At 45.7% G+C, this 22,392-nt stretch carries 25 protein-coding genes; 21 read left to right on the top strand and 4 right to left on the bottom strand.

All coding sequences use genetic code 11. The features are described 5' to 3' along the window. The first annotated feature begins 2 nt into the window (after positions 1–2). Both AC50YO_RS13950 and AC50YO_RS13945 read left to right on the top strand, forming a co-directional pair. Positions 3–758 (top strand): AraC family transcriptional regulator, encoded by a 756-nt coding sequence (locus tag AC50YO_RS13950; protein ID WP_494847789.1) that lies wholly within the window; start codon positions 3–5, stop codon positions 756–758. 87 nt (positions 759–845) lie between these two features. Then, entirely contained in the window at positions 846–1,226 is a 381-nt protein-coding gene (locus tag AC50YO_RS13945; RefSeq protein ID WP_494847788.1) for a VOC family protein, read from the top strand. Positions 1,227–1,296: 70 nt separating this feature from the next. Here the strand turns inward: AC50YO_RS13945 and AC50YO_RS13940 are convergent, their stop codons facing one another. Beyond that, the gene (locus AC50YO_RS13940; RefSeq protein WP_494847786.1) at positions 1,297–2,073 is read right to left on the bottom strand and encodes a Cof-type HAD-IIB family hydrolase; all 777 of its coding nucleotides are present in this window, start codon (positions 2,071–2,073) and stop codon (positions 1,297–1,299) included. Between the two features lie 249 nt (positions 2,074–2,322). Between AC50YO_RS13940 and AC50YO_RS13935 the strand changes: the two genes are divergently transcribed. Then, entirely contained in the window at positions 2,323–3,252 is a 930-nt protein-coding gene (locus tag AC50YO_RS13935) for a manganese-dependent inorganic pyrophosphatase (RefSeq protein ID WP_494847784.1), read from the top strand. A 294-nt stretch (positions 3,253–3,546) separates the two neighbouring features. Here the strand turns inward: AC50YO_RS13935 and AC50YO_RS13930 are convergent, their stop codons facing one another. Next, a complete protein-coding gene (locus AC50YO_RS13930) occupies positions 3,547–4,032 on the bottom strand; it encodes a C40 family peptidase (RefSeq protein WP_494847782.1) in 486 nt (161 codons plus the stop codon). Between the two features lie 291 nt (positions 4,033–4,323). Here AC50YO_RS13930 and AC50YO_RS13925 point away from each other — a divergent pair, with 291 nt between their 5' ends. From AC50YO_RS13925 to AC50YO_RS13900, 6 genes are all read left to right on the top strand, one after another. After that, positions 4,324–4,815, top strand: coding sequence for a MarR family winged helix-turn-helix transcriptional regulator (locus AC50YO_RS13925; RefSeq protein ID WP_494847781.1), 492 nt, complete (start codon positions 4,324–4,326; stop codon positions 4,813–4,815). Continuing rightward, positions 4,809–6,536: an ABC transporter ATP-binding protein gene (locus tag AC50YO_RS13920; protein ID WP_494847779.1), complete on the top strand. Its 1,728-nt coding sequence runs from the start codon at positions 4,809–4,811 to the stop codon at positions 6,534–6,536. The genes AC50YO_RS13925 and AC50YO_RS13920 overlap by 7 nt, the downstream gene beginning before the upstream one ends. Further along, entirely contained in the window at positions 6,533–8,413 is a 1,881-nt protein-coding gene (locus tag AC50YO_RS13915; RefSeq protein ID WP_494847776.1) for an ABC transporter ATP-binding protein, read from the top strand. The genes AC50YO_RS13920 and AC50YO_RS13915 overlap by 4 nt, the downstream gene beginning before the upstream one ends. A gap of 1,077 nt (positions 8,414–9,490) precedes the next feature. Beyond that, positions 9,491–9,898, top strand: a complete 408-nt coding sequence (locus tag AC50YO_RS13910) for a phage holin family protein (protein WP_494847774.1) — start codon at positions 9,491–9,493, stop codon at positions 9,896–9,898. Positions 9,899–9,973: 75 nt separating this feature from the next. After that, positions 9,974–10,336: a YhjD family protein gene (locus AC50YO_RS13905; RefSeq protein ID WP_494847771.1), complete on the top strand. Its 363-nt coding sequence runs from the start codon at positions 9,974–9,976 to the stop codon at positions 10,334–10,336. Positions 10,337–10,466: 130 nt separating this feature from the next. Further along, complete coding sequence (locus AC50YO_RS13900; protein ID WP_494847769.1) at positions 10,467–10,856, top strand: cupredoxin domain-containing protein; 390 nt, start codon at positions 10,467–10,469, stop codon at positions 10,854–10,856. Positions 10,857–10,903: 47 nt separating this feature from the next. Here AC50YO_RS13900 and AC50YO_RS13895 read toward each other — a convergent pair whose 3' ends face one another. Continuing rightward, entirely contained in the window at positions 10,904–11,161 is a 258-nt protein-coding gene (locus AC50YO_RS13895; RefSeq protein WP_494847767.1) for a hypothetical protein, read from the bottom strand. A 103-nt stretch (positions 11,162–11,264) separates the two neighbouring features. On the opposite strand from AC50YO_RS13895, the gene AC50YO_RS13890 reads away from it, so the two are divergent. The 12 genes from AC50YO_RS13890 (at position 11,265) to AC50YO_RS13835 (ending at position 19,609) form a co-directional block, all read left to right on the top strand. Beyond that, entirely contained in the window at positions 11,265–11,552 is a 288-nt protein-coding gene (locus AC50YO_RS13890) for a Dabb family protein (protein WP_494847765.1), read from the top strand. A gap of 154 nt (positions 11,553–11,706) precedes the next feature. Next, entirely contained in the window at positions 11,707–12,126 is a 420-nt protein-coding gene (locus tag AC50YO_RS13885; RefSeq protein ID WP_494847763.1) for a DUF86 domain-containing protein, read from the top strand. 89 nt (positions 12,127–12,215) lie between these two features. Continuing rightward, a complete protein-coding gene (locus tag AC50YO_RS13880) occupies positions 12,216–12,917 on the top strand; it encodes a helix-turn-helix transcriptional regulator (protein WP_494847761.1) in 702 nt (233 codons plus the stop codon). A 155-nt stretch (positions 12,918–13,072) separates the two neighbouring features. Further along, positions 13,073–13,516: a DUF948 domain-containing protein gene (locus tag AC50YO_RS13875; RefSeq protein WP_494848113.1), complete on the top strand. Its 444-nt coding sequence runs from the start codon at positions 13,073–13,075 to the stop codon at positions 13,514–13,516. A 43-nt stretch (positions 13,517–13,559) separates the two neighbouring features. Further along, positions 13,560–14,006, top strand: coding sequence for a YtxH domain-containing protein (locus tag AC50YO_RS13870; RefSeq protein ID WP_494847759.1), 447 nt, complete (start codon positions 13,560–13,562; stop codon positions 14,004–14,006). Between the two features lie 147 nt (positions 14,007–14,153). Beyond that, positions 14,154–15,179, top strand: a complete 1,026-nt coding sequence (locus tag AC50YO_RS13865; RefSeq protein WP_494847758.1) for a copper amine oxidase N-terminal domain-containing protein — start codon at positions 14,154–14,156, stop codon at positions 15,177–15,179. Positions 15,180–15,326: 147 nt separating this feature from the next. Then, a complete protein-coding gene (gene racE / locus AC50YO_RS13860) occupies positions 15,327–16,136 on the top strand; it encodes a glutamate racemase (RefSeq protein ID WP_494848111.1) in 810 nt (269 codons plus the stop codon). A 151-nt stretch (positions 16,137–16,287) separates the two neighbouring features. After that, the gene (locus tag AC50YO_RS13855; RefSeq protein ID WP_494847757.1) at positions 16,288–17,181 is read left to right on the top strand and encodes a M14 family metallopeptidase; all 894 of its coding nucleotides are present in this window, start codon (positions 16,288–16,290) and stop codon (positions 17,179–17,181) included. A 76-nt stretch (positions 17,182–17,257) separates the two neighbouring features. After that, on the top strand, positions 17,258–17,488 hold the full coding sequence (locus AC50YO_RS13850; RefSeq protein WP_494847755.1) for a hypothetical protein: 231 nt from the start codon (positions 17,258–17,260) through the stop codon (positions 17,486–17,488). Between the two features lie 39 nt (positions 17,489–17,527). Further along, positions 17,528–17,830 (top strand): iron-sulfur cluster assembly accessory protein, encoded by a 303-nt coding sequence (locus AC50YO_RS13845; protein ID WP_494847753.1) that lies wholly within the window; start codon positions 17,528–17,530, stop codon positions 17,828–17,830. 41 nt (positions 17,831–17,871) lie between these two features. Next, positions 17,872–18,093, top strand: coding sequence for a DUF1450 domain-containing protein (locus tag AC50YO_RS13840; RefSeq protein ID WP_494847752.1), 222 nt, complete (start codon positions 17,872–17,874; stop codon positions 18,091–18,093). Between the two features lie 79 nt (positions 18,094–18,172). Beyond that, positions 18,173–19,609, top strand: coding sequence for a PDZ domain-containing protein (locus AC50YO_RS13835; RefSeq protein WP_494847750.1), 1,437 nt, complete (start codon positions 18,173–18,175; stop codon positions 19,607–19,609). Between the two features lie 773 nt (positions 19,610–20,382). Here the strand turns inward: AC50YO_RS13835 and AC50YO_RS13830 are convergent. Next, positions 20,383–22,374: an LTA synthase family protein gene (locus AC50YO_RS13830; protein ID WP_494847749.1), complete on the bottom strand. Its 1,992-nt coding sequence runs from the start codon at positions 22,372–22,374 to the stop codon at positions 20,383–20,385. Between the last annotated feature and the right edge of the window lie 18 nt (positions 22,375–22,392).

The raw sequence follows: 22,392 nt of genomic DNA, 5'->3' as shown, positions 1-22,392 counted from the left end.
ATATGAAGGGGACAAGGGGTATGCTGGATATTTCACAGAAAGTAAAAATTCAGATGCTGCAAGACCATATTCATAGTCAATTCGATCAGGAAGTCTTGCATATCCTCAATGGACAAATGATGTATGAGCTCTTCTGCACCCATCAGTTAATGGGCAAAAGCGATTACGTTCCTTTTAATGAAGCGATGTGTTCACATGCTACGCATAAGTTCATTTTCAGCGATGAATTCAAAAGGGTAAGATCTGCGGGACATCAGGTATCCCTCCAGCAATATGAGAATATTACGATTGCCCCTTTATGGCCATTGTTCGAGAAACGTTATAAGTGCATTGTTCTGTGGTTTGGTGATGATATGTTCTGCCAGTTGAATCTGCTGACTGTGCTGGCTTATCTGGATCAAGTGAGCTATCAGGGAAAAGTGTACTTCCATATAGTTAAGGAAACGACTTACGAGGTGGAGGTAACGGCGATAGACCCGGAAGGGTGTAAGAAAATCTATGAACAGGTATTAGTGGAGCATCGCCTTCCATCCGTGCAGGTAATGCCAGTCTTGTATCTGGGTATAGAATTATATCTAGAGTACTTGAAGAAGGACAATGAAATTACAGCTTATATTAGCAAGCATCTGGATAAGCCTCAGGATGAATTATTGAAGCAGCTATTCCAACTGTTCCCTCAATATGGCCTGGGGGATTTGCAATATTTGAAGCTCATTGAAGGGATAAAGCAACGGCAAGACGGCTTTTCTATGGAATAGCTATAGGTTATAATTTGAATACTAAGCGGGTGTTCAGCATCAAGGGTACCTATACGAACGCCATTATTTAGAAGGAGAGACAAGCCGATGATCAATAAAATTGGACAAATTATGCTCTATGTAAATAATCAGGATGAGGCTGTGAAGTTTTGGACAGAAAAAGTGGGCTTTAGCGTCATTTCTGAAGAAGATAATGGGGAAGGCTTACGCTGGATTGAAATCGCTCCGACTAAAGAAGCGGAGACAAGCTTTGTTCTTCATAACAAAGAGCTAATTGCAAAAATGCAGCCTGAATTAAATCTTAATACGCCTTCTATCCTGCTATATTCGGATAATCTCGATGCCATGTATAAAGATTTTAAGGATAAAAACATCACCGTCGGTGAATTGGTAAGCATGCCTTCAGGCAGAGTGTTCAACTTTGCCGATCATGAGAATAATTATTTTGCTATTCTTGAGAAAAAATAAATCACTTAAAAAGAGCGGCAGCCCAAGACTTGTTTGAGTCTCAGGCTGCCGCTTTTTTTAATATGGCAGTTTATTTAATCAGGCCAGCATGACGCAGTCCATTGCGGATTCCGCCTTCACTGACATGAGTCGTAATGTAGTCAGCATACGGCATAAGCTCCGCATGGGAATTACCCATCGCAATCCCTAGACCAACAGCCTGCAGCATCTCCTTGTCATTCAAGCCGTCTCCGAAGGCAACGGCCTCTTCTGGCTTAATGTCCAGCAGACGAAGCAGAGCTTCGATGCCCAGTGCTTTGGAGCCATCGCTAATCAGCACATCCATTGCTGTTTTGTGCCAGCGGATTAGACGGAGGTCAGGTACGGCTTGATCGTAAAGATGCTCTTCTTCTTCCTCACAATGAAGGAATACTTGATAGACATCTTCTTTTTTCCAGAAATCAGGATCATAACCAGGCTGCTCGACACGCAAGGAGTCTACAGATCCGATAATATGCGGATGGGCCTCAGCATTAGCGAAGAAAGCGCCATGTCCTTCGAATACGAGGGAATGATTATGGGTTGCTGCATGATTCACAAGTACTTCCAGACTGGTACGCGGGATTGGACGCTGGAAGATCGGCTTGCCTTGGTAGACCACATAAGCACCGTTCAGGCTGACGAAGGAGTCAATGCCAAGCTGCTCGGCAATCGGAGCGAAGAAATAAGGCGCTCGGCCTGTTGCAATTACGGCTTCAACACCGTTTTCTTGAAGCTCACGAATAGCATCAATCGTATCCTGTGGAATCTGTTTGTTCTCATCAAGAAGTGTACCGTCAATATCAAAAAAAGCGATTTTATAAGACATGGTTAAGGACTCCTATCTTGCTATAGTCGTATGTTTATAGATTGTCTTGTAATATAACATCCGATTGGCTGTTAGGCAAGCTTATTGCAGCTGGAATATCGTTGTCGAAATAAGGAAAAATTTGAATTAATCTGTGTAAAGGAATAGGAATAAAGCTGATAATGCGATATAATCGACATGGAGAATTAAGATTAGGGAGGCTTGAGCCAAGAAGGCAGCCTCTAATATGATGAACAAGGAGAATGAATGATGGAAAAAACATTGATTTTCGGGCATAAAAATCCGGACACAGATACAATCTGTTCTGCAATTGCCTACGCTGAATTGAAATCGAAATTGGGCTTTGACGTAGAAGCGGTGCGCCTTGGCGACGTTAACGGTGAAACGCAATATGCGCTTGACCACTTCAAGACCGAAGCTCCTCGATTGGTTGAGACGGTATCCAATGAAGTGAATAATGTTATTCTGGTCGATCACAATGAGCGTCAGCAAAGTGTGTCCGACATTGATAAAGTACGTATTGCAGAGGTTATCGATCATCATCGTGTCGCTAACTTTGAGACAAGCCAGCCATTATACTTCCGTGCAGAGCCTGTTGGCTGCACAGCAACGATTCTTAATAAATTGTACAAAGAAAATGGCGTTGCGATTCGCAAAGAAATCGCTGGCCTGATGCTTTCTGCTATTATTTCTGATTCCTTGCTATTCAAATCCCCTACTTGCACGGAGCAAGACGTAGCAGCAGCTCGCGAGCTGGCTGACATTGCTGGCGTTGAGATCGAGAGCTATGGCCTTGAGATGCTCAAAGCAGGCGCTGACCTGAGAGACAAGACGATTGAGCAATTGATCTCACTGGATGCGAAAGAGTTCCAAATGGGTACTCATAAAGTCGAAATCGCACAAGTGAATGCGGTTGATACGAATGATGTATTGGTTCGCCAACCTGAGATTGAAGAAGCACTTGCTAAGATCATTGCTGACAAAGGCTTGGATCTGTTCGTATTCGTTGTAACGGATATCTTGAACAGCGATTCTGTAGCTCTTGCGCTGGGCAATTCGGCAAAAGCAGTAGAGCAAGCGTATAACGTAACTCTGGTAGATAACAAAGCGGTTCTGAAGGGCGTTGTATCGCGCAAATCGCAAATCGTACCTGTATTGACTGAAACGTTGAGCAAATAGTAAGCCAATAATAAAAAAGGTGGGGCAGGGAGGTTTCCCTTGCTCCATCTTTTTTTGTTGTTTCATATGCCTTTTAGGAAGGCCAGCAAGGGTATTCGTATTCGTTTGCTCGACTCCTAATTGCCATTGCAAATAAAGGAACCGTATTCCGCTATAAGCTGCATCATCCAAGGATGTGTATGCATTAGCGGAATACGGTTCCTCTATCTAGGTCAAAATGGGGGTAACCTGTTTCTTAAGCGAGCAAGGATGAGCTAAGCATCCATGTTGTTTGCTTTTATTACCCAAGAAGAACTAGCTTAATACACGACGTGCTGTTACATATTTGCTTTTCCAGTAAGAGGAGTTCATGTTGGATACCGTTACTCCTGAACTGCTGGCGCTATGTAGAATTTTGCTGGAGCCTGCATAGATCGCTACATGGCTGATGCTTTTGCCATTTGTCTTGAAGAAGACAAGATCGCCTACGCTTAAATCTGCTTTTGCCACTTTTTTTCCTAATGTAGCTTGGCTGCTCGCCGTACGAGGCAGAGAGACATCTAGTCCGTTGAACATATATTGCGTAAAGGATGAGCAGTCAAAGGCATAAGTAACGCCTGCTGGTGCTCCATATTTGTAAGGGGTGCCCACATAATTTTTGCCGTTGCTGATTAGTTTTAATGATTCAGCTGTTGCAGCATCTGCACGATTGGAGGAAGCGCCAAAAGCAAAAGCGGATAATCCGATTACTGTGCAAAGGCCTAATTTAGCTATTTTTATAAAAGAGATATGTTTTTTCATTGTTGTATGGTTTCCTTTCGTATTCCATTTCATTCGAATCTGAGGTCCATCTCGACAAAAGCTACTATAACACATCGCAAATACCATATTTATTTACAATTAGAGTGTAATTCCTGTTACACATACGGCTATTCACCTTTATGAGAAATAAATGAGAATCCGCTCAGAAATGTTTCAAATGAGAAAATGTTGATTTGACATTGCTATATTTTGCAATTAAATTAGATAGGTAGCCTATTATTAAAGTTCTAAATATATAGGTTCCCTATTTGTTTTCAAGGAGGGATTGTCATGGAAAGCGGTGCAGACAAGAACGCCGCTAGCAAGCGTCTTATTGAAGCATTCATGGAGTTCAGCAAGTCGAACTGGCAGCATAGGCCGACGGGTTCTTGCAAGTTCAGCGAAATTCAGGTGTTAATGTGTGTGAGACATAAGAGGAATGCGGAGCAAGACAGCAAGGGAATGAAAATATCGGATATAAGCCGCATGCTAAAAGTAACTTCGCCTACGATTACACAGTTGATTAATAGTATGGAGGCGGGGGGCTTGGTGGAGCGAAGCGCTGATCCTCATGATCGCCGAGCAGTGAGGGTATCATTGACGACAGCGGGAGAAGCTCTTGCGCTTCAAGCGACTGACATTTTCGTAGAGCGCATGCAGGGGCTGACTAATTATCTAGGGGAAGCAGAAAGCGAGCAGCTAGCAGTTTTGTTAGGCAAGGTGAAAGTTTATTTTGATGGCTTGAATCAATGTGAAGCCAGTGGAGATGATCAAATATGTTGAAGTTGTTCCGCTTTCTAAAGCGTTATCGTTTATTTGTCATTTTGGTGCTCGTATTTGTGTTTATGCAGACTTTATCGGATCTGTACCTTCCTACCTTGATGGCGGACATCGTTGATATTGGCGTTGCCAATGGTGACACCTCTTATGTATGGAAGGTAGGCGGATTTATGCTGCTCGTAGCAGCAGGCGGAGGCATATGCGCGATTGCAGCGAGCTATTATTCATCCAAGGCGGCTGTTGGCTTCGGAAGAACCGTGCGGACGAAGGTCTTTACGCATGTGGAGAACTTTTCTCTGCAAGAATTTGACCGTATCGGAACAGCATCGCTTATTACGCGAACAACTAATGATATTACACAAGTGCAGCAGGTTCTTATTATGATTCTGCGAATGATGGTTATGGCGCCAATGATGTGTATCGGCGGTATTATTATGGCGGTATCCAAGGATGCCAAGCTGTCTCTCGTGCTTGTATTTGCCTTGCCTATATTGGCAGGCGCTATTTTTGCTGTCGTACGCAAAGGAATGCCGCTATTCAAAGCGATGCAGGCGAAGATTGATAAGCTTAATCTCGTCTTGCGTGAAGGGCTTACAGGTATTCGTGTTATTCGCTCCTTCGATCGAACGAAGTATGAGAACGTTAAGTTCGATGCAGCCAACTCCGATTTGACGAATACGGCGGTGAAAGTGAACAAATTAATGGCGATTATGATGCCTTTAATGATGCTGGTGATGAACCTGTCCACTATCGCTATTATCGCCTTTGGCGGTCTTCGCATTGACAACGGAGATTTGCAGATCGGTTCTCTAATGGCTTTCATTCAATATGCGATGCAAATTATGTTCTCGCTGCTGATGGTATCTATGATGCTGGTAATGATCCCAAGAGCTCAAGCGTCAGCAGCTCGTATCAATGAAGTGCTGGATATGGTGCCTACGATGCGCGATAAGGAAGCTGTACGCGATACAGGAACAGTAAAAGGAGAGCTCGAATTCAGAGACGTTATGTTCAGCTATCCCGGAGCAGAGGAGCCAGCGTTATCAGGAATCACGTTTCATGCTAGCCCTGGTGAGATAACGGCTATCATCGGAGGAACCGGATCAGGCAAGTCGACGCTGGTCAGCTTGATTCCAAGATTCTATGATGTTGAGCAAGGTCAGATCCTTATTGATGGTGTGGATGTGCGGGAGCTGTCACAGAAGAGCTTGAGGGATAAAATCGGGTTCGTTCCGCAGAAGGCGGTCCTATTCACAGGAACTGTCGCCGACAATATCAGGTACGGCAAAGAGGACGCAACCGATGAAGAGGTGCAGCATGCCGCCTTTATTGCCCAAGCCGCTGATTTCATAGGTGAGATGGAGCAGGGCTACAATTCCATCATTGCTCAAGGAGGCAACAACGTATCAGGCGGACAGAAGCAGCGCTTATCTATCGCCCGAGCAATAGTCAGAAAGCCGGAGATTTACGTCTTTGATGACAGCTTCTCGGCATTGGACTTCAAGACAGACGCGAAGCTTCGCGCCGCCTTGCGATCGGAGACGACTGCTTCTACCGTTCTGTTGGTTGCCCAACGGGTTAGTACGGTGCTTGATGCAGACCGTATCATCGTATTGGATGAAGGCAGAGTTGCTGGAATCGGCAACCATCGGGAATTAATGAAATCCTGCGCTGTGTATAAAGAAATAGTAGCCTCGCAGCTGTCAGAGGAGGAATTGGCATGAGTGAGCAGAAGCAGCAAAAGCCTTCCAAGGGACCAGGAATGGGACCTCCGGGAATGGGCGGCATGGGCATGCCTGTTCAAAAGGCCAAAAATTTCAAAGGAACACTTTTCAGGCTGATGGCTTATCTTAAGCCTCATAGAATGAAGCTATTGCTGGTTCTGATTATGGCGGCATTAAGCACCGTCTTCAGTGTTGTCAGTCCGAAAATTATGGGTAATGCGTTAACCAAGCTATCAGAAGGCTTTTTTGCCAAGATGAATAACGTTCCAGGTGCGAGTATAGACTTTAATGCCATTAATGAAATTCTGCTTATACTCGTTGTTTTGTATTTTGTCAGCTCCTTGTTCGGCTATGCGCAGCAATATTTGATGGCTGGCGTGGCTCAGCGTACGGTATATGATCTACGGAAGCAGGTAAATGATAAATTTGCCCGTTTGCCGTTGAAGTACTTCGATGGCAAGACGAACGGCGAGGTCCTTAGCCGTGCAGTCAATGATGTCGATAATATTAGTACAACGCTGCAGCAAAGCTTGACTCAATTCATAACCTCCATTATTACGCTGCTGGGCGTCATTATTATGATGCTTACTATTAGCCCTATGCTGACTCTGATCGTATTCCTGACGATTCCCGTCAGCTTGGTAGCGACGGCTTTGATCGCGAAGCGTTCCCAGGTGTATTTTGCAAGGCAGCAGGCAGAGCTCGGCAAGCTCAATGGACATGTCGAGGAAATGTTCACGGGTCACCGTATTGTTAAAGCATTCGGACGAGAGAACCAATCTATTGCAGCATTTAATGAAATGAACGACAAGCTCTATGATTCAGGCTGGCGCGCCCAATTCATCTCGGGCATCATTATGCCGATCATGAGCTTCATCGGTAATATTGGTTATGTTATGGTCAGTATTGTAGGCGGCTTGCTCGTAACGAAAAAAGCAATTGAGATCGGCGATATCCTTGCCTTTATTCAATATACAAGGCAATTTACGATGCCAATTGCACAGCTTGCTAACATATCCAACGTTATTCAATCGACAATTGCTTCGGCAGAGCGGGTGTTTGAGCTGCTGGATGAGGAAGAGGAAGTGGCTGAGTCCAAGCAAGCCAAATCTATTGCGAAACCTAATGGTGCCGTTCGATTTGAGAATGTGGACTTCGGCTACAAAGCTGATGTTCATCTGATTGAGCATATGAATCTGGATGTGAAGCCGGGGCAGACGGTAGCTATTGTTGGTCCAACAGGAGCCGGCAAAACAACGATGATTAATTTGCTTATGCGATTCTATGAGCTTAACGGCGGACGTATTATGATCGATGGCGTTAATATAACAGATTTAAAACGCAGCAATCTGCGCCGGATGTTCGGCATGGTGCTGCAGGATACGTGGCTGTTCAACGGCACAATAAGAGACAATATTGCCTACGGACGCGAAGGAGCGACGGAGGAGGAGGTCATTGCGGCGGCCAAGGCGGCGCATGCGGATCATTTCATTCGGACATTGCCCGATGGCTATGACACGGTCTTGAACGAGGAAGCCTCCAATATATCACAAGGCCAGAAGCAGTTGCTGACGATTGCCCGGGCAATATTGGCAGATCCGTCTATTCTTATTCTCGATGAGGCGACCAGCAGTGTCGATACGAGAACTGAGGTCTACATTCAGAAGGCGATGGGCGATCTCATGGAAGGCAGAACGAGCTTCGTTATCGCGCATCGACTATCGACAATTCGTGATGCAGATTTAATTCTTGTCATGAATAACGGCTCCATCATTGAGCAGGGCAACCATGAGGAATTGCTTGCAGAAGAGGGCTTTTATGCGGACCTCTATAATAGCCAGTTCACTGGAAAAGCATTGCATACGGAAAGCATATGACTTATGCGATGCGCTAAAATAATTAAATAAGCACACCAATTTGCAAATACTTATGTATTGAGATTAGGCAGGCTGGTATTGTGCGTACTAGGTTAAGAAAGAAACCTTCATTTCCACTTTTACAGTGGTTTTGAAGGTTTTTTTGTATGTAAGGGCATCTTTCACCCAGCACCCTATTGGATCTTCTTTGGTGCCCGCAGTTGAGTTGATCATTCGTTAGTTAAGTAATTGGCTAATTAAATAACTTGTCGTGTGCGATTAGTGAGAGTCATTGCGTTATGGGCGCGAAGTTGACCTGCTTAAGTGAGGAACGTGAGGTGTATCGGCTAGTGCGAGTCATAACGCTATGGAACTATGAGGCATGTTGCTATTGTAAACAGTCGATAAAGAGCAGCAGTGAATAGTGAAATTTTAAACGGTGTCTAAACAGGATTAGGCAGTCAGCTAGGAGAGAGTTAGCCGGTATGAGGCAAGTTCATATAGGTATGAGTAGAAATGCTTATAATGATGGCATTTGGTGAGTAAAGCGGGCAAGTATGAGGCAAACCTCATTCCTCAGGAAGCTAGGATCTTGAGCTATGAGGCTAGCCTCATACAAAGCTGTTTTGCATGGGAGAAGAGGGTGTAGGGGTGAGTATAGCTTCATATAAAAGTGAGGCTATTGCGGTGCGCACGTAGTTGAGGAGTTAATTGAATAAATAGTAGAAAGCAGAGCTATTTGAAAAGCTTACTGTAAGCCATTCGATTTCGAGCTAAATGACGTGTATCCCTTTTACTGATCATTCAGAGTCAGCGAGGGTTAGATTCATCAAATTATTGCGTTCACAGGTTACGAATATAGATGTAAAGCCTGTGCCATTGAACGGACAAACCCTCTTATATTTGCATAAATTATCATAGATAGCATTGGCTCTGCTCCTTAACTGCCGCTTGGGTAGAGAGATAATCAAGTGATCTGATAAGAGAGAGTGGAAGCGGCGAGGAGTAGCCTATCCTTGGGCTTGCCAACAGCCGTAAGAGCTTGGTCTTGCAGCTATTCAGATTTATGAGTATGTAAAAAGCCAAAAAAAAGTGGAAATGGGGTGGAGGACATTGTCATTAATTGCGGTTTGTTCTATTAGTGCGCTTATTGGTTCGGTGATTACATTTGCGTTTGGAAGCTGGAAGGAATCGTTGACCCTGCTTGTGGTAGCGATGGGAATTGACTATGTGTCTGGATTGCTAGCATCGCTCAAAGAAGGAAAAGGGCTCAGCAGTATATTCGGATCATGGGGATTGGCAAGGAAAGGCTTAATGCTTTTGGTCATATTATTGGCACATCGGATTGACGTATTACTTGAAACAAATTGGGTGACGATGGGGGCTGCTATTCATTTCTACATTGCTAATGAGCTTATTTCAATAACAGAAAATTATGGAAGAATGGGATTGCCGCTCCCCGATCGAATCCGCAAAATAATCGAAGTGCTTAAGGATAAAAAGTAATCTATTTTCCACTTGCATAAAATCCTCCTGCATCGCTATAATAAGAACATACGTTCTTATTTGGAGGGATGGTCAATGGCGGTACAAGCACCGATTCAGACAGAGAAGGAATTGGAACTAGTCAAACAATACGTGCTGCTTGGAATTGTGATGAATATTCTTGATCATGATATAAGGGTTATCGGAGGAACTTCAATGAAGCTGCCTCGTTTGTATGAATCCATTCTACGTGGAATGCAGGACCGTGTACTGCTCGACCTGGCTGGAATCCGCAAGAAGTTTCGCGAAGCTGGAATTAAGCTGCTAGGCGAGCAGCGTAGCAAAGATGGATTAGATGCACAGTATATGTGCAGAGGCTATCATCATCGGTTTTTCACGTCGTGGAGCTTGGTCAAGGTAGAATCTGAAAGAGTATTGAAAACATATTTGCAAGCCTGACAGGATAAAGTTCATTGTTTTGTCATAATATGAAAAAAAGTTTTTCCCTTTGGAAGTTTAAGGTTGAGAACTTCGGACGATCTTATGTAATATAAGAGATAAACACAATGATCGTAAAGGGGAGCACGTCATGCATAAGTGGATTATGTTCGTTTTATTTACAGCTGCCTCACTTCTGGGCGTATACTTGCTCACATTCGGCCTTCCAGAAAAGCCAGTGGATGAGTCAGCAGCGTTGCCGGAAGGTACCGTATTGGTGAAGGTTGAGGCTAACTCTGACTTCACATTCGGTGAAGAAGAGTACAAAGTTAAAGTCGGAGACAAAGTTATTCTGAAACTTCACAACAAAACCGGTATTCATGGTATTAAGATTGAGAAGCTTGGCGTAGAACTGGATGAGAAGAATCCAGAAACGAATTTGGAATTTGACGAGCCGGGCGAATATGAAATTCATTGTTCGATTCCTTGCGGTGTAGGTCATGCCGAGATGGTAACCAAATTAGTGGTAGAAGCTGCTTAAATGTAGAAAAGAAGAGGAGCCTTAGGCTCCTCTTTTGCTCTTTGTGCTTATCTTGCTTCGGTACGGTTGCGTCGCCCGCGTGCAATAAGAACATCGGCGATGAAGCCGAGCAGGCCCCAGCTCAATACGGTAAGCACATACATGAGCATGACGCTTACGTCATGGACGTCAATGAACAGATCGACGAACCATGCGGGAATGCTGAACATGAAGAAGACAAAGTTATGCGGGTCATAGCCGGTGGAATTGTACAAGCATAAAGCTAGCCCAATCAAAGTGGCGACAATGGTAACGGGAAAGCGCAATACATACCCATCCTTTCTTAACTAGACATTGCCGTAATAGGACTGCTTAGGTTATTATGTGACAAAAGGAATCTTGTCATTCGACGAAGGGAGCAATACATACATGTTAACCCACATCGTGTTTTTTAAATTAAAGGATGGCAGTGCAGAGAGTGTTGAACGCACTGCACAAGTACTTCGCAATATGGAAGGCAAGATCGAAGAGCTGAAGTCAATTGAGGTTGGCATTGACGTGCTTCATTCCGATCGTTCTTACGACATCGCCCTGATTACAAAATTCGAATCAATGGAAGCATTGAATGCTTATCAAATACACCCGGTTCACCAAAAAGTGATTGAGCACATGTCCCAGGTGCGTGAAGCTTCTGTTGCTGTTGATTATTACAGCTGATTTTATTTGAGTAGAAAAGGAAGTTAGCGGCAATGAGAGACGTATACGAAATGTTAACTTATTTGCTAATCATTATTATAAGCAGTATTGTCATGGTTGCTTGGTTGAAGAGAAAAGCAAAAAAGAAGCAGGGCTGAAAGTAGGCTGATACGATATGTACTATGTTAACCAGGAACAAATTGCGTTAAGGTTGAATGCTATTCCGGACATTGTGAATGCGCTCCAGTTGCTTATTACGGATTGGAAAGGTGATTTATTGCAAGGGCTTGCACAGGAACGCGCTCTTCATCTTGCTATTGAGACCGTTACAGATGTCGGGAATTATCTGATTGATGGCTTTATTATGCGCGATGCAAGCAGTTATGAAGATATTATTGAAGTAACTGGCGGTGAAGGGGTATTCTCCCCAGAGCTGCAAGCCTCGCTAATCGAGCTTGTGAAGCTGCGCAAACCGCTTGTACAAGATTATTACAATTGGCCAAGAGAAGCGCTTCATCCTGCAACGCTCGAATTGCCTAGACAATTGCTTACCTTCAAGGAAGCGGTTGAGGCTTATTTGAAGCAAGAGCTATAAGCCTGAATAATATCCAGTAACTGTGTGATGTAAGAGATGACAAAAATAAGCTACAATGGCCCTAACGAGCCTTCGAGGGTGGTGATGGGTTGAAGCTGGATACCAATATCGTTCAGGCCCCGGAAACACGTAGCGTTGACGGCTCTACACGAGGGCGCATTGTACTCCTGCTCAAGACCAAAGGTCGGTTAAGCGCTGCGCAGCTCGCAGCCGAGCTTGACTTGACGGAGATGGCGATAAGAAGACATATTTATGCGCTTGAGCGTGAAGGCAGTGTTCAAATTATATCTATAAAACAGCCAATGGGCCGTCCGCTTCATGCGTATGAGCTCACAGCTCTTGCGAATGAACGTTTTCCCAAAAACTACAGTATGCTTGCCCTTGATTTGCTGGGAGAGCTTGCAGAGGACCCGATTACTGCAGGTCTGATCACAACGATGTTCGAAGGTCGCCAGCAGAAGCTGCTTGATCGCTATGAGCCTCGCATGATTGGCAAAAGCTTAGAGCAAAAGGTGACAGAGCTTGCTTCCATTCAGAATGCTGGAGGCTATATGGCCGAAGTAGAGCAGGAAGGGAATGGAGATTATATTCTTCACGAATATAATTGCCCCATTGCCCAAGTTGCTGGGCATTATCAGCAAGCCTGCAGCTGTGAGCTGTCTTTGTTCCAAGCTTTGCTGCAGACGCATGTCGAACGTACAGAATGCCTGGCCAAAGGCGGCAGTAAATGCAGCTACCGTATTGGGAACCATACTGAATCAAATAAGCGTACTGCCAATTCATTCTATTGATCTTCGGGTCGGTAGGTTGAATTGGCTTTTTTTTGTTTTCAAGCTGTGTCATGACAAGCCTATGCTGCTTATAATGGCATTACGAAATGGGCATTCGCCCTTGCGTCTATGGTTCATAAGCTTTGGTGAGGCAGGTGTGGAGAAGGATGAGCGTGATGGAGTGGAGTGCAATGATGGTCGCAATTGCTTTTGTCGTTCTAGTGGCAGGGCTGCTTATTAGTTTGCGGACGATGATCATCCGAATAACAGCTATGCAGGCTTCAGCCGAGCTGGTGCAGCAGGATGTGCAGGAAGTCTCAAGCAAAGTCAATGCCCTGATGGAACCCGCGGAGCAGACCATCCGAACAGCCCACAGCCAGCTGCAATCGGTGAATCAATTATTTGCTGCAGCCAGCCATGTTGGTGAAGCGATCGAAAGTACGACATCAGCCGTTAGTCGTGTCTCTTCTGTACTGGCACAATCTGCCGTTTACCATGCAGAGCGTGCTGCTACTCATCGTCAATTGGGGGAAGCATTGGATTGGGCAGAGCTAGGTATGGCGGCGTGGCAGCTATGGCACACTAATCGCAAGAGCCAAAGCGATGAATCCGAATCGTAGCAGAAGGGCGAAGGCATCATAAGAACGAAGGGAGCAAATACAGATGGCAAATCGCAAGCAAACAAAGGGATTTCTTTTTGGGGCATTGGCGGGAGGAGTTATTGGTTCAATAACAGCATTGCTGCTTGCCCCTAAAGCAGGCAAAGAGCTTCGTCAGGATATTTCAGCAGGTGCTGTGAAAGTACAAGAAAAAACGGTGCAAGCAGCAGAACAGGTAAGCCAAACAACAAGTCGGATTGCGAAACAGATCGGCAGTCAGGCTGCTCAAATGGCGGATAAGGCAAAGCATGCGGCAAGCTCCGTGACAACAAGAGGCGTGAAAGCTCGCCGAACGGATGAAGGAGCTGCTGTGGCAGCTGTAGCGTCAGACGAAGTGATTGCAGAAGGACATACGGATGCGGAGTCGCAAGTACTGGAGTCGAGCAGTGAGACAGAGGATGAGATCAATCAAGAGCAGCTGGAGAACAATCATTTGGTGGGCAGTTATTGATTCAAGAATCCGAATCCTCGTTTAATGAGGATTCGGATTTTTTATGTTGAAATGACTAATAGCAGCGCTTTTTTTAGCAACATTGTTTTTGCCTGGGGCGTCTAAATAGTGGATGGTTAAAATTCACAACTAAGAAGGATGATGAAGATGAACAGCAGGATGAAGAAGCAAGCGGCAGCATTAGCTATTGTTATGGCGGTTACAGGAAGCGCTACAGCAATTGCAGCCCCTCATGAGGTCACACAATCGCCAGTTTTGGACAAGCAGACGGCTGTCCCGATTTCGGCCGTTTTGACTTATTTGGTCACGGTTAATGGCGTGGAGATGAATAGCCAGGGCTATGTGAAGGGTGATCTCGTCATGATCCCGCTTCGTCAAGTAGGAGAAGCTCTCGGCTTCAAAGTGGATTGGAAAAAGGACGGTACCGTGGAGCTGACTAAAGGGCTGATTTGGACGCAGCTCTCCAAAGGCGTAGACCGCTACTCGATTAATAAAATGTATAAAACTCTTGGTGCAGAACCAGAGGAGCAAGGCGGAACGATGTATGTACCGATCGCATTCGCAAGCGAGGTTCTGCATGCTGCAACGACTATCGAAGGAAATAAAATATCCATTCAATCGGAGGCGGAGACTACGGTACAATTAACAGGGACAATTACAGGAGTTCGCAAGCAGGAGGGTCGCACCTCTATTCAAGTGAACGGGGCAGGCACTCAAGGAACTGTCCTTCATATAGATGAGAATACCGTTATTAAGGATGCCGATGGCAATGCTCTTGCCGCAGATCAATTAAGCCTCGGACTTGAGGTTGCTGTCGTGCATAGCAATGCGATGACTTTAAGCCTTCCTCCTCAAACTGCCGCTTATGAAATTACGGTAAAGACAGATAAGGAAGCAAAAGATCTAATCGGGACGGCAGGTACAATTGAAGAAGTAACGAAAGTAGAGAATGGCGACGTATATGTCCTAGTGAAAGGGCTCGGCATGACGGAGCAATCTCCAGCCGAAGTGAAGCTGCTAGCGGTTCCGGAGACGCTTGTTGTGAACAGTGCAGGCGAAGCGATTCAAATTGCCGATTTGAAAAAAGGTGACGAGGTGCTTGCCTTCTACGGCGCTACGTTGACCAGAAGCCTTCCTCCAATCGGTACAGCTTGGAAAATCGTTGTACAATAGCTTTGCTTTTCGCTAGTATACTTTCCTGCTTTCTTGAACGCAGTCCGCATTTGAGATAAGATAAAGGTACATTTTTGTGACCTGATTCATATGCTATTGAAGCTTTAGGTCTCCACTAACAACTATGTTCAGGAAAGCGGTGTGATTGTGCAGCAACCGATTGCGATACTGGATTCTGGCGTAGGCGGCTTAACTGTTGCTAGAGAGGTCATGCGCCAACTGCCCCGCGAAAAAATCGTGTATTTCGGTGATACGGCGAGAACGCCCTATGGTCCCCGGGATTCGGGAGAAGTGGTTCGTTTCACAAGGGAGATCGTAGACTACTTAATTCAATTTCGACCCAAAATGATTGTAATAGCATGTAATACGGCAACCGCCGTTGCTTTGGAGGATATTCGGTCACGCGTTCTCATTCCTGTCGTTGGTGTCATTAAGCCAGGAGCCCGGGCAGCGATTGGCTTGACGACTACGGGGTGTGTGGGGGTTATTGGAACGGAGGGCACGATTAAGAGTGGTGCCTATGAGCAAGCTCTAAAAGAGCTGTCTCCTCATGTGCATGTCATTAGCAGGGCCTGTCCTTCCTTCGTACCGTTAGTCGAGCAAGGGAACTTCCGATCCGCAGAAACCTACGAGACGATTCGTTGTTCCATCGGGCATCTGCGGCAATATCCGATGGATAGCCTGATTCTAGGCTGTACCCATTATCCCTTCTTGTCCGAGGTGATATCCGAGGTTATGGGCTCAAGCATTAATCTGATCAGTTCGGCAGATGAGACAGCTCGCGAGATCAGTGCGATTCTTCACGATAAAGGTAAGCTGTCCCGCGGTGAGGTGCTGCCTGTCCATCAGTTTTGTTGCAGCGGCGATCCCCGAATGTTTCGTTCAATAGCCCAGCAATGGCTGGGGGAGCAGATAGAATTGACGCCAATTGTATGGCAGGTTCCAAGAATTGGCTGAATTTAATAATCTACAAAAAAGCTGATGGCGGTGTTGATCCGTTATCAGCTTTTTTGTGCTTCAGCAATACTAAGGGAATGACCTGAAAAGCTCTCGAATAGCATGTAAAGATTGCTTTATTTCGATTATCGGGACGGGGGCTAGGAAGAATATGACGAGAATAGGGTCACAGTATGGCTATGATGAGTTGGTTGCGGATTGCAATAGGCTGCTTCGAATATATCCCTTCTTGAATGGATACATAATTGGACATAGCGTGCTTGGAAGGCCGATTATCGCGCTGAAATGTGGATCAGGTTCAAGAAATATTCATATGAATGCATCTTTTCATGCCAATGAGTGGATTACGTCTGCTCTTCTTATGCGGTTCGCAGAGGACTTAGCGGAGGGCTGTTCCTCTGATGGAGAGCTGAACGGTGAACGGGCATGTCGAATCTATGAGGAGGTGACTCTATGGATTGTTCCGATGGTCAATCCCGATGGCGTCGAACTGGCGCTCAAAGGCATATCGCCTTCGCACCCGATGGGTCGCCAGCTCGTGGAGTGGAATAGTGGCTCGGATCAGTTCGATCAATGGAAAGCTAACGTACGCGGTGTCGATCTAAATGATCAATTTCCTGCCCATTGGGAAGAGGAATGTGAGCGGCGAGGCTCAGATGGACCAAGTTCACGAGATTATCCAGGGCCCTATCCGCTTAGTGAGCCGGAAGCTATGGCACTAGCAAGATTAACGGAAACGATGCAATTCGATACGGTTATTGCACTGCATACGCAAGGGGAAGAAATTTATTGGAACTATCGCGGCTATGAGCCAGAGGAGGCTAGCAGATTGGCAGAGAGGCTCGGCGCTGCCAGCGGATATAAGCCGGTGAAGCTGACAGGAAGCGATGCAGGCTATAAAGATTGGTTTATTCAACGCTTCGGCAAGCCTGGCTTCACGGTAGAAGCGGGATTAGGGGCTAATCCCCTTCCGATGGAACAATTCGACGAAATATATCGGTCTGTCCAGCCGCTGCTAACAGAGGGGCTGAGGCTTCATCGGTAGCCTTTCTTTGAGATGTGTTAAAGGCGCACCTATGCTATAATAGGCAATAAAGCTCATGGTAAAGGTGGTGCGCCTCATGCGGAAACTGTTATCGCTTCGACATTGGCGGAATACGTTCGTACGAGTTTTTAAGCTGCTGAAGTCAAAGAATGTTTCTTGGATGGATAAGCTGATATTTGTCGTTCCCGTGTTGCTGTATTGGGTGCTGCCTGATTTAATGCCACTTCTGCCAATTGATGATATTGGAGTAACGATGCTTGCTGCCAATTGGTTTGCCGGAAGAATGGAGAACAAGTATAATAATTAAATCGCCAACTGGCCTATTTGATAAGGAGTGTATCGAACGATGAATGTCAAAATTACTCGCAACGCTGCAAAAGTACTGAAGCTGGAATTGGACAAGCCTGAGAATGAGGGCAAGCTGCTCCGCGTATACGTTACGCATGCACATGGCGATCATGCCCACTACGGAATGGGGATCGACGTGCCATCGGACAAAGATATTGTTGTCTCGACTGACAAAGAAATCGACGTTGTTATGGAGAAGGATAATGCTTTCTTGGATGGCGTGCGAATTGATTATTTCTATGTGCCTGAAGAAGGCTTTGCTATTACGAACCCTTCCAAAGGAAACCATGGCGAACATTAATTAACCCTAGTCATTATACAAAGCGGATAGGAAGATTATTTATGGCTAACGATATACGTGTATGCGACAAATGCAAGCATGTTCAACTCAAGACGATACTGCCTAAGTTGCAGAAGCTTGTCCCAAATGAAGAGATTCGCGTTGGATGCAAGTCCTATTGCGGGCCATGTGCGCGTTACGCTTTTTTATTTATTAACGGCAGGTACTTGAAGGCAGCTTCGGAGGATGAAGCTATAGAGAAGGCGATTCCCTTCTTGAAATAGAGCATTAACTGCAAGATAAGACCCCAGTGATGTGGGGTCTTTTTTGATCAAAGGAATACACCTGAGAGGCTGGATGAGTATGAGTCGCCATAACCGTTATTATATTGCTGCGTTGGCGTTGAGCGTAATATTCATTATTTTCGCCGAATTGATCTGGCTGCCTGCACCCTTTCGAACTTCTGGCGGCAGTCTTTGGATCGATATGATTGACGGATTGCTGTATTTGCTGGCTAGCATTCCATTAGTAGTCGCAATCGGAGCTTGGAGAGGATTGGCTGCACAGCGTAAGCACGATAACATGCTGCAATCCAGCAGGAGGAGAAGGGCTCTGCTGAAGCTGCTCCGTTGCAGCGTTATTGCAGTTAATGCAGCAGCCGTCTTATGGATCTTTTTGAATTCGGATGGCTTGATCGGAATGATTGCACTTATTCTAGTGGGTCTCCTCTTCGGAATTGTCGATATGACGGTAAGCGAGATATGCGCTTCGGCTTCCCAGGAGCATACACACAAGCTTAAGTTTCCGAAGCGCAGCATGCTTGGATTATTAATATTCGCTGTATTGTATGTTTTCCTGCTTTACCCGACTTCTTATCTAGTTACATACCCAGCCATGACGATGGGAATGAATCGTTATGCGCATGTAGAGGGCGGTACCCCGCATGGCAGTATTAGCGGCGTACTCGTATTTGAACGGCCTGCGGTACTGGCAGATCGGCTGTATGCCAAGCTGCTGCCGCAATATACCTTCGTGGAGAAACCGGAAGATGAACCGCCGCTAACGGAGTCCTATACACAGGTGGTGTCTATGAAGACCGGGGCAAATGGAATTGCAAGTGCAATCGCAATGGAGAAGGCGGGTTTAGGCAAAGGCATTATATTCACTGGCATTCGAGTCATTGGAGTCGATAAGGCAAGCCCGGCGAATGCTTTGCTGCTGCCCGGAGATATCATTGTTGGGCTGAACAATCATGAGGTGACCAGAGCTGAGGAAATGACGGCGTATATGAATGATTCAGTAGAGCCTGGAAGCACCGTCAGCGTGAGGCTTCTCCGAGAAGGGCATACAGAAACGGTAGACGTGCCGACAAGGCTCGCAGAGGCTACAGATTCGGCGCCAGCCCGTCCAGTGTTCGGTATTTATGTGGATAATGAGTGGAAGGCTGATATCCCGCTGGAAGTGGATTATCGTCATTATATTGCCCATATCGGCGGGCCCTCACATGGGGCTATGCTCACTCTTGCACTGCTTGATCAGTTAATCCCCGGCGGTGTAACCAACGGAGTGCAAGTAGCAGGTACAGGTACGATTGAGGCTGATGGGTCGGTAGGTATGGTCGGAGGCATTCCTCAGAAGGCTTACGCTGTCAGCCGTACTGATGCCGAGGTATTCTTCGTCCCAGCCCAAGCGCTTGCAGCTGCACAGGAAGCCGCTCCTAGCCTGAACGTCGTTCCTGCCAATACAATTGATGAGATTATCAGCTGGTTGGAGCAGCATCCGGCTAAAGAGTTGTCTTAGCGGTCGGTAAGCTGCTTATGTAGCTCATAAAAAGGAGGATACAAGGCAGTAACGCCTGTACTCTCCCTTTTAAGCTGTCAATAATTTTTTAATGGGGTATTGATTTTCACTTGAGAAAAGGATGTCATCCTCACAGTTGTGAAGACTTTTCCGAGATGCCTATTCTGTACTATGAATCATGAGGAACTATGATTTCAAAGTTTATTTTGGTTGAAGCCGAGCTTAGCGGAATGGCGTTCCTCTATTTGATGCATTGGTCCTGTAATAAATTGAATAGCGGAACGGAGATCCGTTAGTTTAGAAGCAAAAGCCCAAAACGGAATGAATTTCGAATAATAGCGGAACGCAGAACCGCTAATTCACCAGATAAATAAACTATACGATTAATTACGGAATGTAGTTCCGCTAAGGCTGTCGTAAACTTCCCTATTTTTTGCTTAAATTCAAGCACCGCGAGTTCAAATATTGAAGAAATTCATGGAACACATGAGATAAGATAAACAAGAGAACTATGAGCTGATGTGGATTGAAGATCAGATGCTGTTGATCAGATGCTTCCCTATGAGGAAATAATTTATGAAGCAAGCTATCTAGCCATGATTAGAAAAATAGCAGTTCAGGAATATGTCCTGAACTGCTATTTTTAATGGTTTCCAGCACCGTTGTTCAAAGTGAGATATCACTACAACGATTTGGCTAGTCCTTCTTTTGGTATAACTCAGTCCCAATAGAAAAAGTATCTCACAAGCTTAGCGATAAGCTGCTGTTGCATTTTATTTGGAATTTGCACGAAAGGCTTTGATCAAATCATTCTGGATAATCCGATCTGACATTAACAGTTCTTCATGTGCAGTTTCAAAAGCAGGCATACAAGCTTCGATATCACCGACTGTATTGTTGGCAATGCTCCAGCAAGTCCCGTTCTTGGCGATGCCATCGCTGGAAGGTATGTAATAAACCTTCCCGTCTGTGAAGGAGCCATTACGCTGCACGATAAGCCTGTCGCTCTGAGGAGGCTGTGTAGTTAGAAGCGGCATGCCAAGGAGTGTCTGGTCAGCGGTCGAAATGCCGAGCAAATGTAATAAGGTAGGCGTTACGTCCAGCTGTCCTCCTACTTGGCTTCGGGTGCCAGCATAGCTGCCGTCTGGCAAATGAATAAGAAAAGGCACCTGCTTCAGAAGCATTTGTTCGTCAAGTTCCGTTAATGGCTTATCAAGGAAACGCTCGAACTGGCTCCAGTCTTTGATTGAATTATCATGGTCTCCATAAAGCACAAATATGCTGTTATCCCATAGCCCATCTGCTTTGAGCCGATCAATGAACACGCCTAAGGCATTGTCAACGTAATGAATAGACTGCATATAGTTGCCCATCATCGTTTTATCCAACTCACCGAGCGCAAGCTTTTGCTCTGCCTTTGGCATGGTGAAGGGATGATGGCTGCTTAATGTGATCAGAAAGGAATAAAAAGGCTGCTTCTGTTCCACCATGCGATCGGTTGACTGGAGAAAAAAAGACTTGTCTCCAAGAGACCATCCGAGAGGCTCATCAATCTTAAAATGCTTTTTACTATAATAATGATCGTAGCCTATATTAGGGTAAATCGTGTTGCGATTCCAGAAGCCGCCTTCATAAGCATGATAGACGGACGTCTGGTAGCCATTGTCCTTCAAGGTCTGAGGCATGCAGTTGAAGGCATGGTCGGCGTATTGAATGAATACCGATCCGCTAGCTAGCGGCTGCAGCGAGCAATTGCTTGAGAAGTCAGCATCGGATGTTCGTCCCTGCGCAGTCTGATGATAGAACTGGCTGAAATACGCGCTTTCCTTCACCAGCTTGTTCAGATTAGGCGTAATCTCCTGACCTTCGTATGAGCGGCCAACCATGAAGTTTTGCAGAGCTTCTACTTGGACCATAATGACGTTGCTGCCTTTATAAGCGCCGAAGGAGGGGTCTTTTTCCAATTGCTTGCGTGCTTCGCCCCGTCTGCTTGACCAAAGGAAGGCTTTCTCTGTCTCCTCCGCGGTGATGGTAGTGGAATCGAACCAATTGAGCTTGGCATAGCGGTAAATGTCATACCCGTGAAATCCGATGACCCCGGTAACATTATAGAGGGATACATTCCACCAGTTGCCATCGAATAATCCAGCCGCCCATGTCCGTTTGGCTTGATTAATATTGCCCATAGTCATCGTGAGGCCGATTATGCAAAGAATGAGGCCTAGCGTGAACCGAAGAGCAAGCTTGCCCCAGACGGGGCTACGGTTAGCTCGCATAGCCGCAGTATCTCTAAGATCGGCCTTGCCCTTCCACAAGACATAGATGAGGAAGGGAATTACAACAAGCCAATCTGCCATAAGACGGAAGTCTTTGGCATGGATCAGGGTTCCAATGCTTTCTCCCAAAGAATTAATCTGATTGGCCTGAAGCAGGACAGGTACGGATACGAGGTCTTGGAAATATCGGAAATAGATCAGGTCTGCGTAGATGACAAAGGTAAGGATGAGATTAAGCGAGATTAGTGCGATGATGCGTCCACGTGCAGGCAGCCATAGTGTCCAGAAGCTGACCAGAGCGAGAGTGCCAATGGCTACCTTAGTATCGTAGTCATTCATCGCCATATTGGGAACGTGGATGAGTTTGTCGAACCAATATACTTTTAATAACATCCCGCTTAAAAATAAGAGCATGTCGACGATCTTCAAACGTACAAGCCATTCGAGTGTCGCCTTCATGATCCGTCGTATGAAGCTTACACGCATCATATCGAGCCAATTCCTTTC

Source organism: Paenibacillus sp. J22P59, from assembly GCF_059383895.1.
This window is presented reverse-complemented; position numbering and strand designations above follow the sequence as displayed.

Excerpts from the sequence above, each read along its gene's own strand:
- AC50YO_RS13950 (WP_494847789.1), top strand. The coding sequence starts at position 3 with ATGAAGGGGACAAGGGGTATGCTGGATATTTCACAGAAAGTAAAAATT.
- AC50YO_RS13945 (WP_494847788.1), top strand. The coding sequence starts at position 846 with ATGATCAATAAAATTGGACAAATTATGCTCTATGTAAATAATCAGGAT.
- AC50YO_RS13940 (WP_494847786.1), bottom strand. The coding sequence starts at position 2,073 with ATGTCTTATAAAATCGCTTTTTTTGATATTGACGGTACACTTCTTGAT.
- AC50YO_RS13935 (WP_494847784.1), top strand. The coding sequence starts at position 2,323 with ATGGAAAAAACATTGATTTTCGGGCATAAAAATCCGGACACAGATACA.
- AC50YO_RS13930 (WP_494847782.1), bottom strand. The coding sequence starts at position 4,032 with ATGAAAAAACATATCTCTTTTATAAAAATAGCTAAATTAGGCCTTTGC.
- AC50YO_RS13925 (WP_494847781.1), top strand. The coding sequence starts at position 4,324 with ATGGAAAGCGGTGCAGACAAGAACGCCGCTAGCAAGCGTCTTATTGAA.
- AC50YO_RS13920 (WP_494847779.1), top strand. The coding sequence starts at position 4,809 with ATGTTGAAGTTGTTCCGCTTTCTAAAGCGTTATCGTTTATTTGTCATT.
- AC50YO_RS13915 (WP_494847776.1), top strand. The coding sequence starts at position 6,533 with ATGAGTGAGCAGAAGCAGCAAAAGCCTTCCAAGGGACCAGGAATGGGA.
- AC50YO_RS13910 (WP_494847774.1), top strand. The coding sequence starts at position 9,491 with ATGGGGTGGAGGACATTGTCATTAATTGCGGTTTGTTCTATTAGTGCG.
- AC50YO_RS13905 (WP_494847771.1), top strand. The coding sequence starts at position 9,974 with ATGGCGGTACAAGCACCGATTCAGACAGAGAAGGAATTGGAACTAGTC.
- AC50YO_RS13900 (WP_494847769.1), top strand. The coding sequence starts at position 10,467 with ATGCATAAGTGGATTATGTTCGTTTTATTTACAGCTGCCTCACTTCTG.
- AC50YO_RS13890 (WP_494847765.1), top strand. The coding sequence starts at position 11,265 with ATGTTAACCCACATCGTGTTTTTTAAATTAAAGGATGGCAGTGCAGAG.
- AC50YO_RS13885 (WP_494847763.1), top strand. The coding sequence starts at position 11,707 with ATGTACTATGTTAACCAGGAACAAATTGCGTTAAGGTTGAATGCTATT.
- AC50YO_RS13875 (WP_494848113.1), top strand. The coding sequence starts at position 13,073 with ATGGAGTGGAGTGCAATGATGGTCGCAATTGCTTTTGTCGTTCTAGTG.
- AC50YO_RS13870 (WP_494847759.1), top strand. The coding sequence starts at position 13,560 with ATGGCAAATCGCAAGCAAACAAAGGGATTTCTTTTTGGGGCATTGGCG.
- AC50YO_RS13865 (WP_494847758.1), top strand. The coding sequence starts at position 14,154 with ATGAACAGCAGGATGAAGAAGCAAGCGGCAGCATTAGCTATTGTTATG.
- AC50YO_RS13855 (WP_494847757.1), top strand. The coding sequence starts at position 16,288 with ATGACGAGAATAGGGTCACAGTATGGCTATGATGAGTTGGTTGCGGAT.
- AC50YO_RS13850 (WP_494847755.1), top strand. The coding sequence starts at position 17,258 with ATGCGGAAACTGTTATCGCTTCGACATTGGCGGAATACGTTCGTACGA.
- AC50YO_RS13845 (WP_494847753.1), top strand. The coding sequence starts at position 17,528 with ATGAATGTCAAAATTACTCGCAACGCTGCAAAAGTACTGAAGCTGGAA.
- AC50YO_RS13840 (WP_494847752.1), top strand. The coding sequence starts at position 17,872 with ATGGCTAACGATATACGTGTATGCGACAAATGCAAGCATGTTCAACTC.
- AC50YO_RS13835 (WP_494847750.1), top strand. The coding sequence starts at position 18,173 with ATGAGTCGCCATAACCGTTATTATATTGCTGCGTTGGCGTTGAGCGTA.
- AC50YO_RS13830 (WP_494847749.1), bottom strand. The coding sequence starts at position 22,374 with ATGATGCGTGTAAGCTTCATACGACGGATCATGAAGGCGACACTCGAA.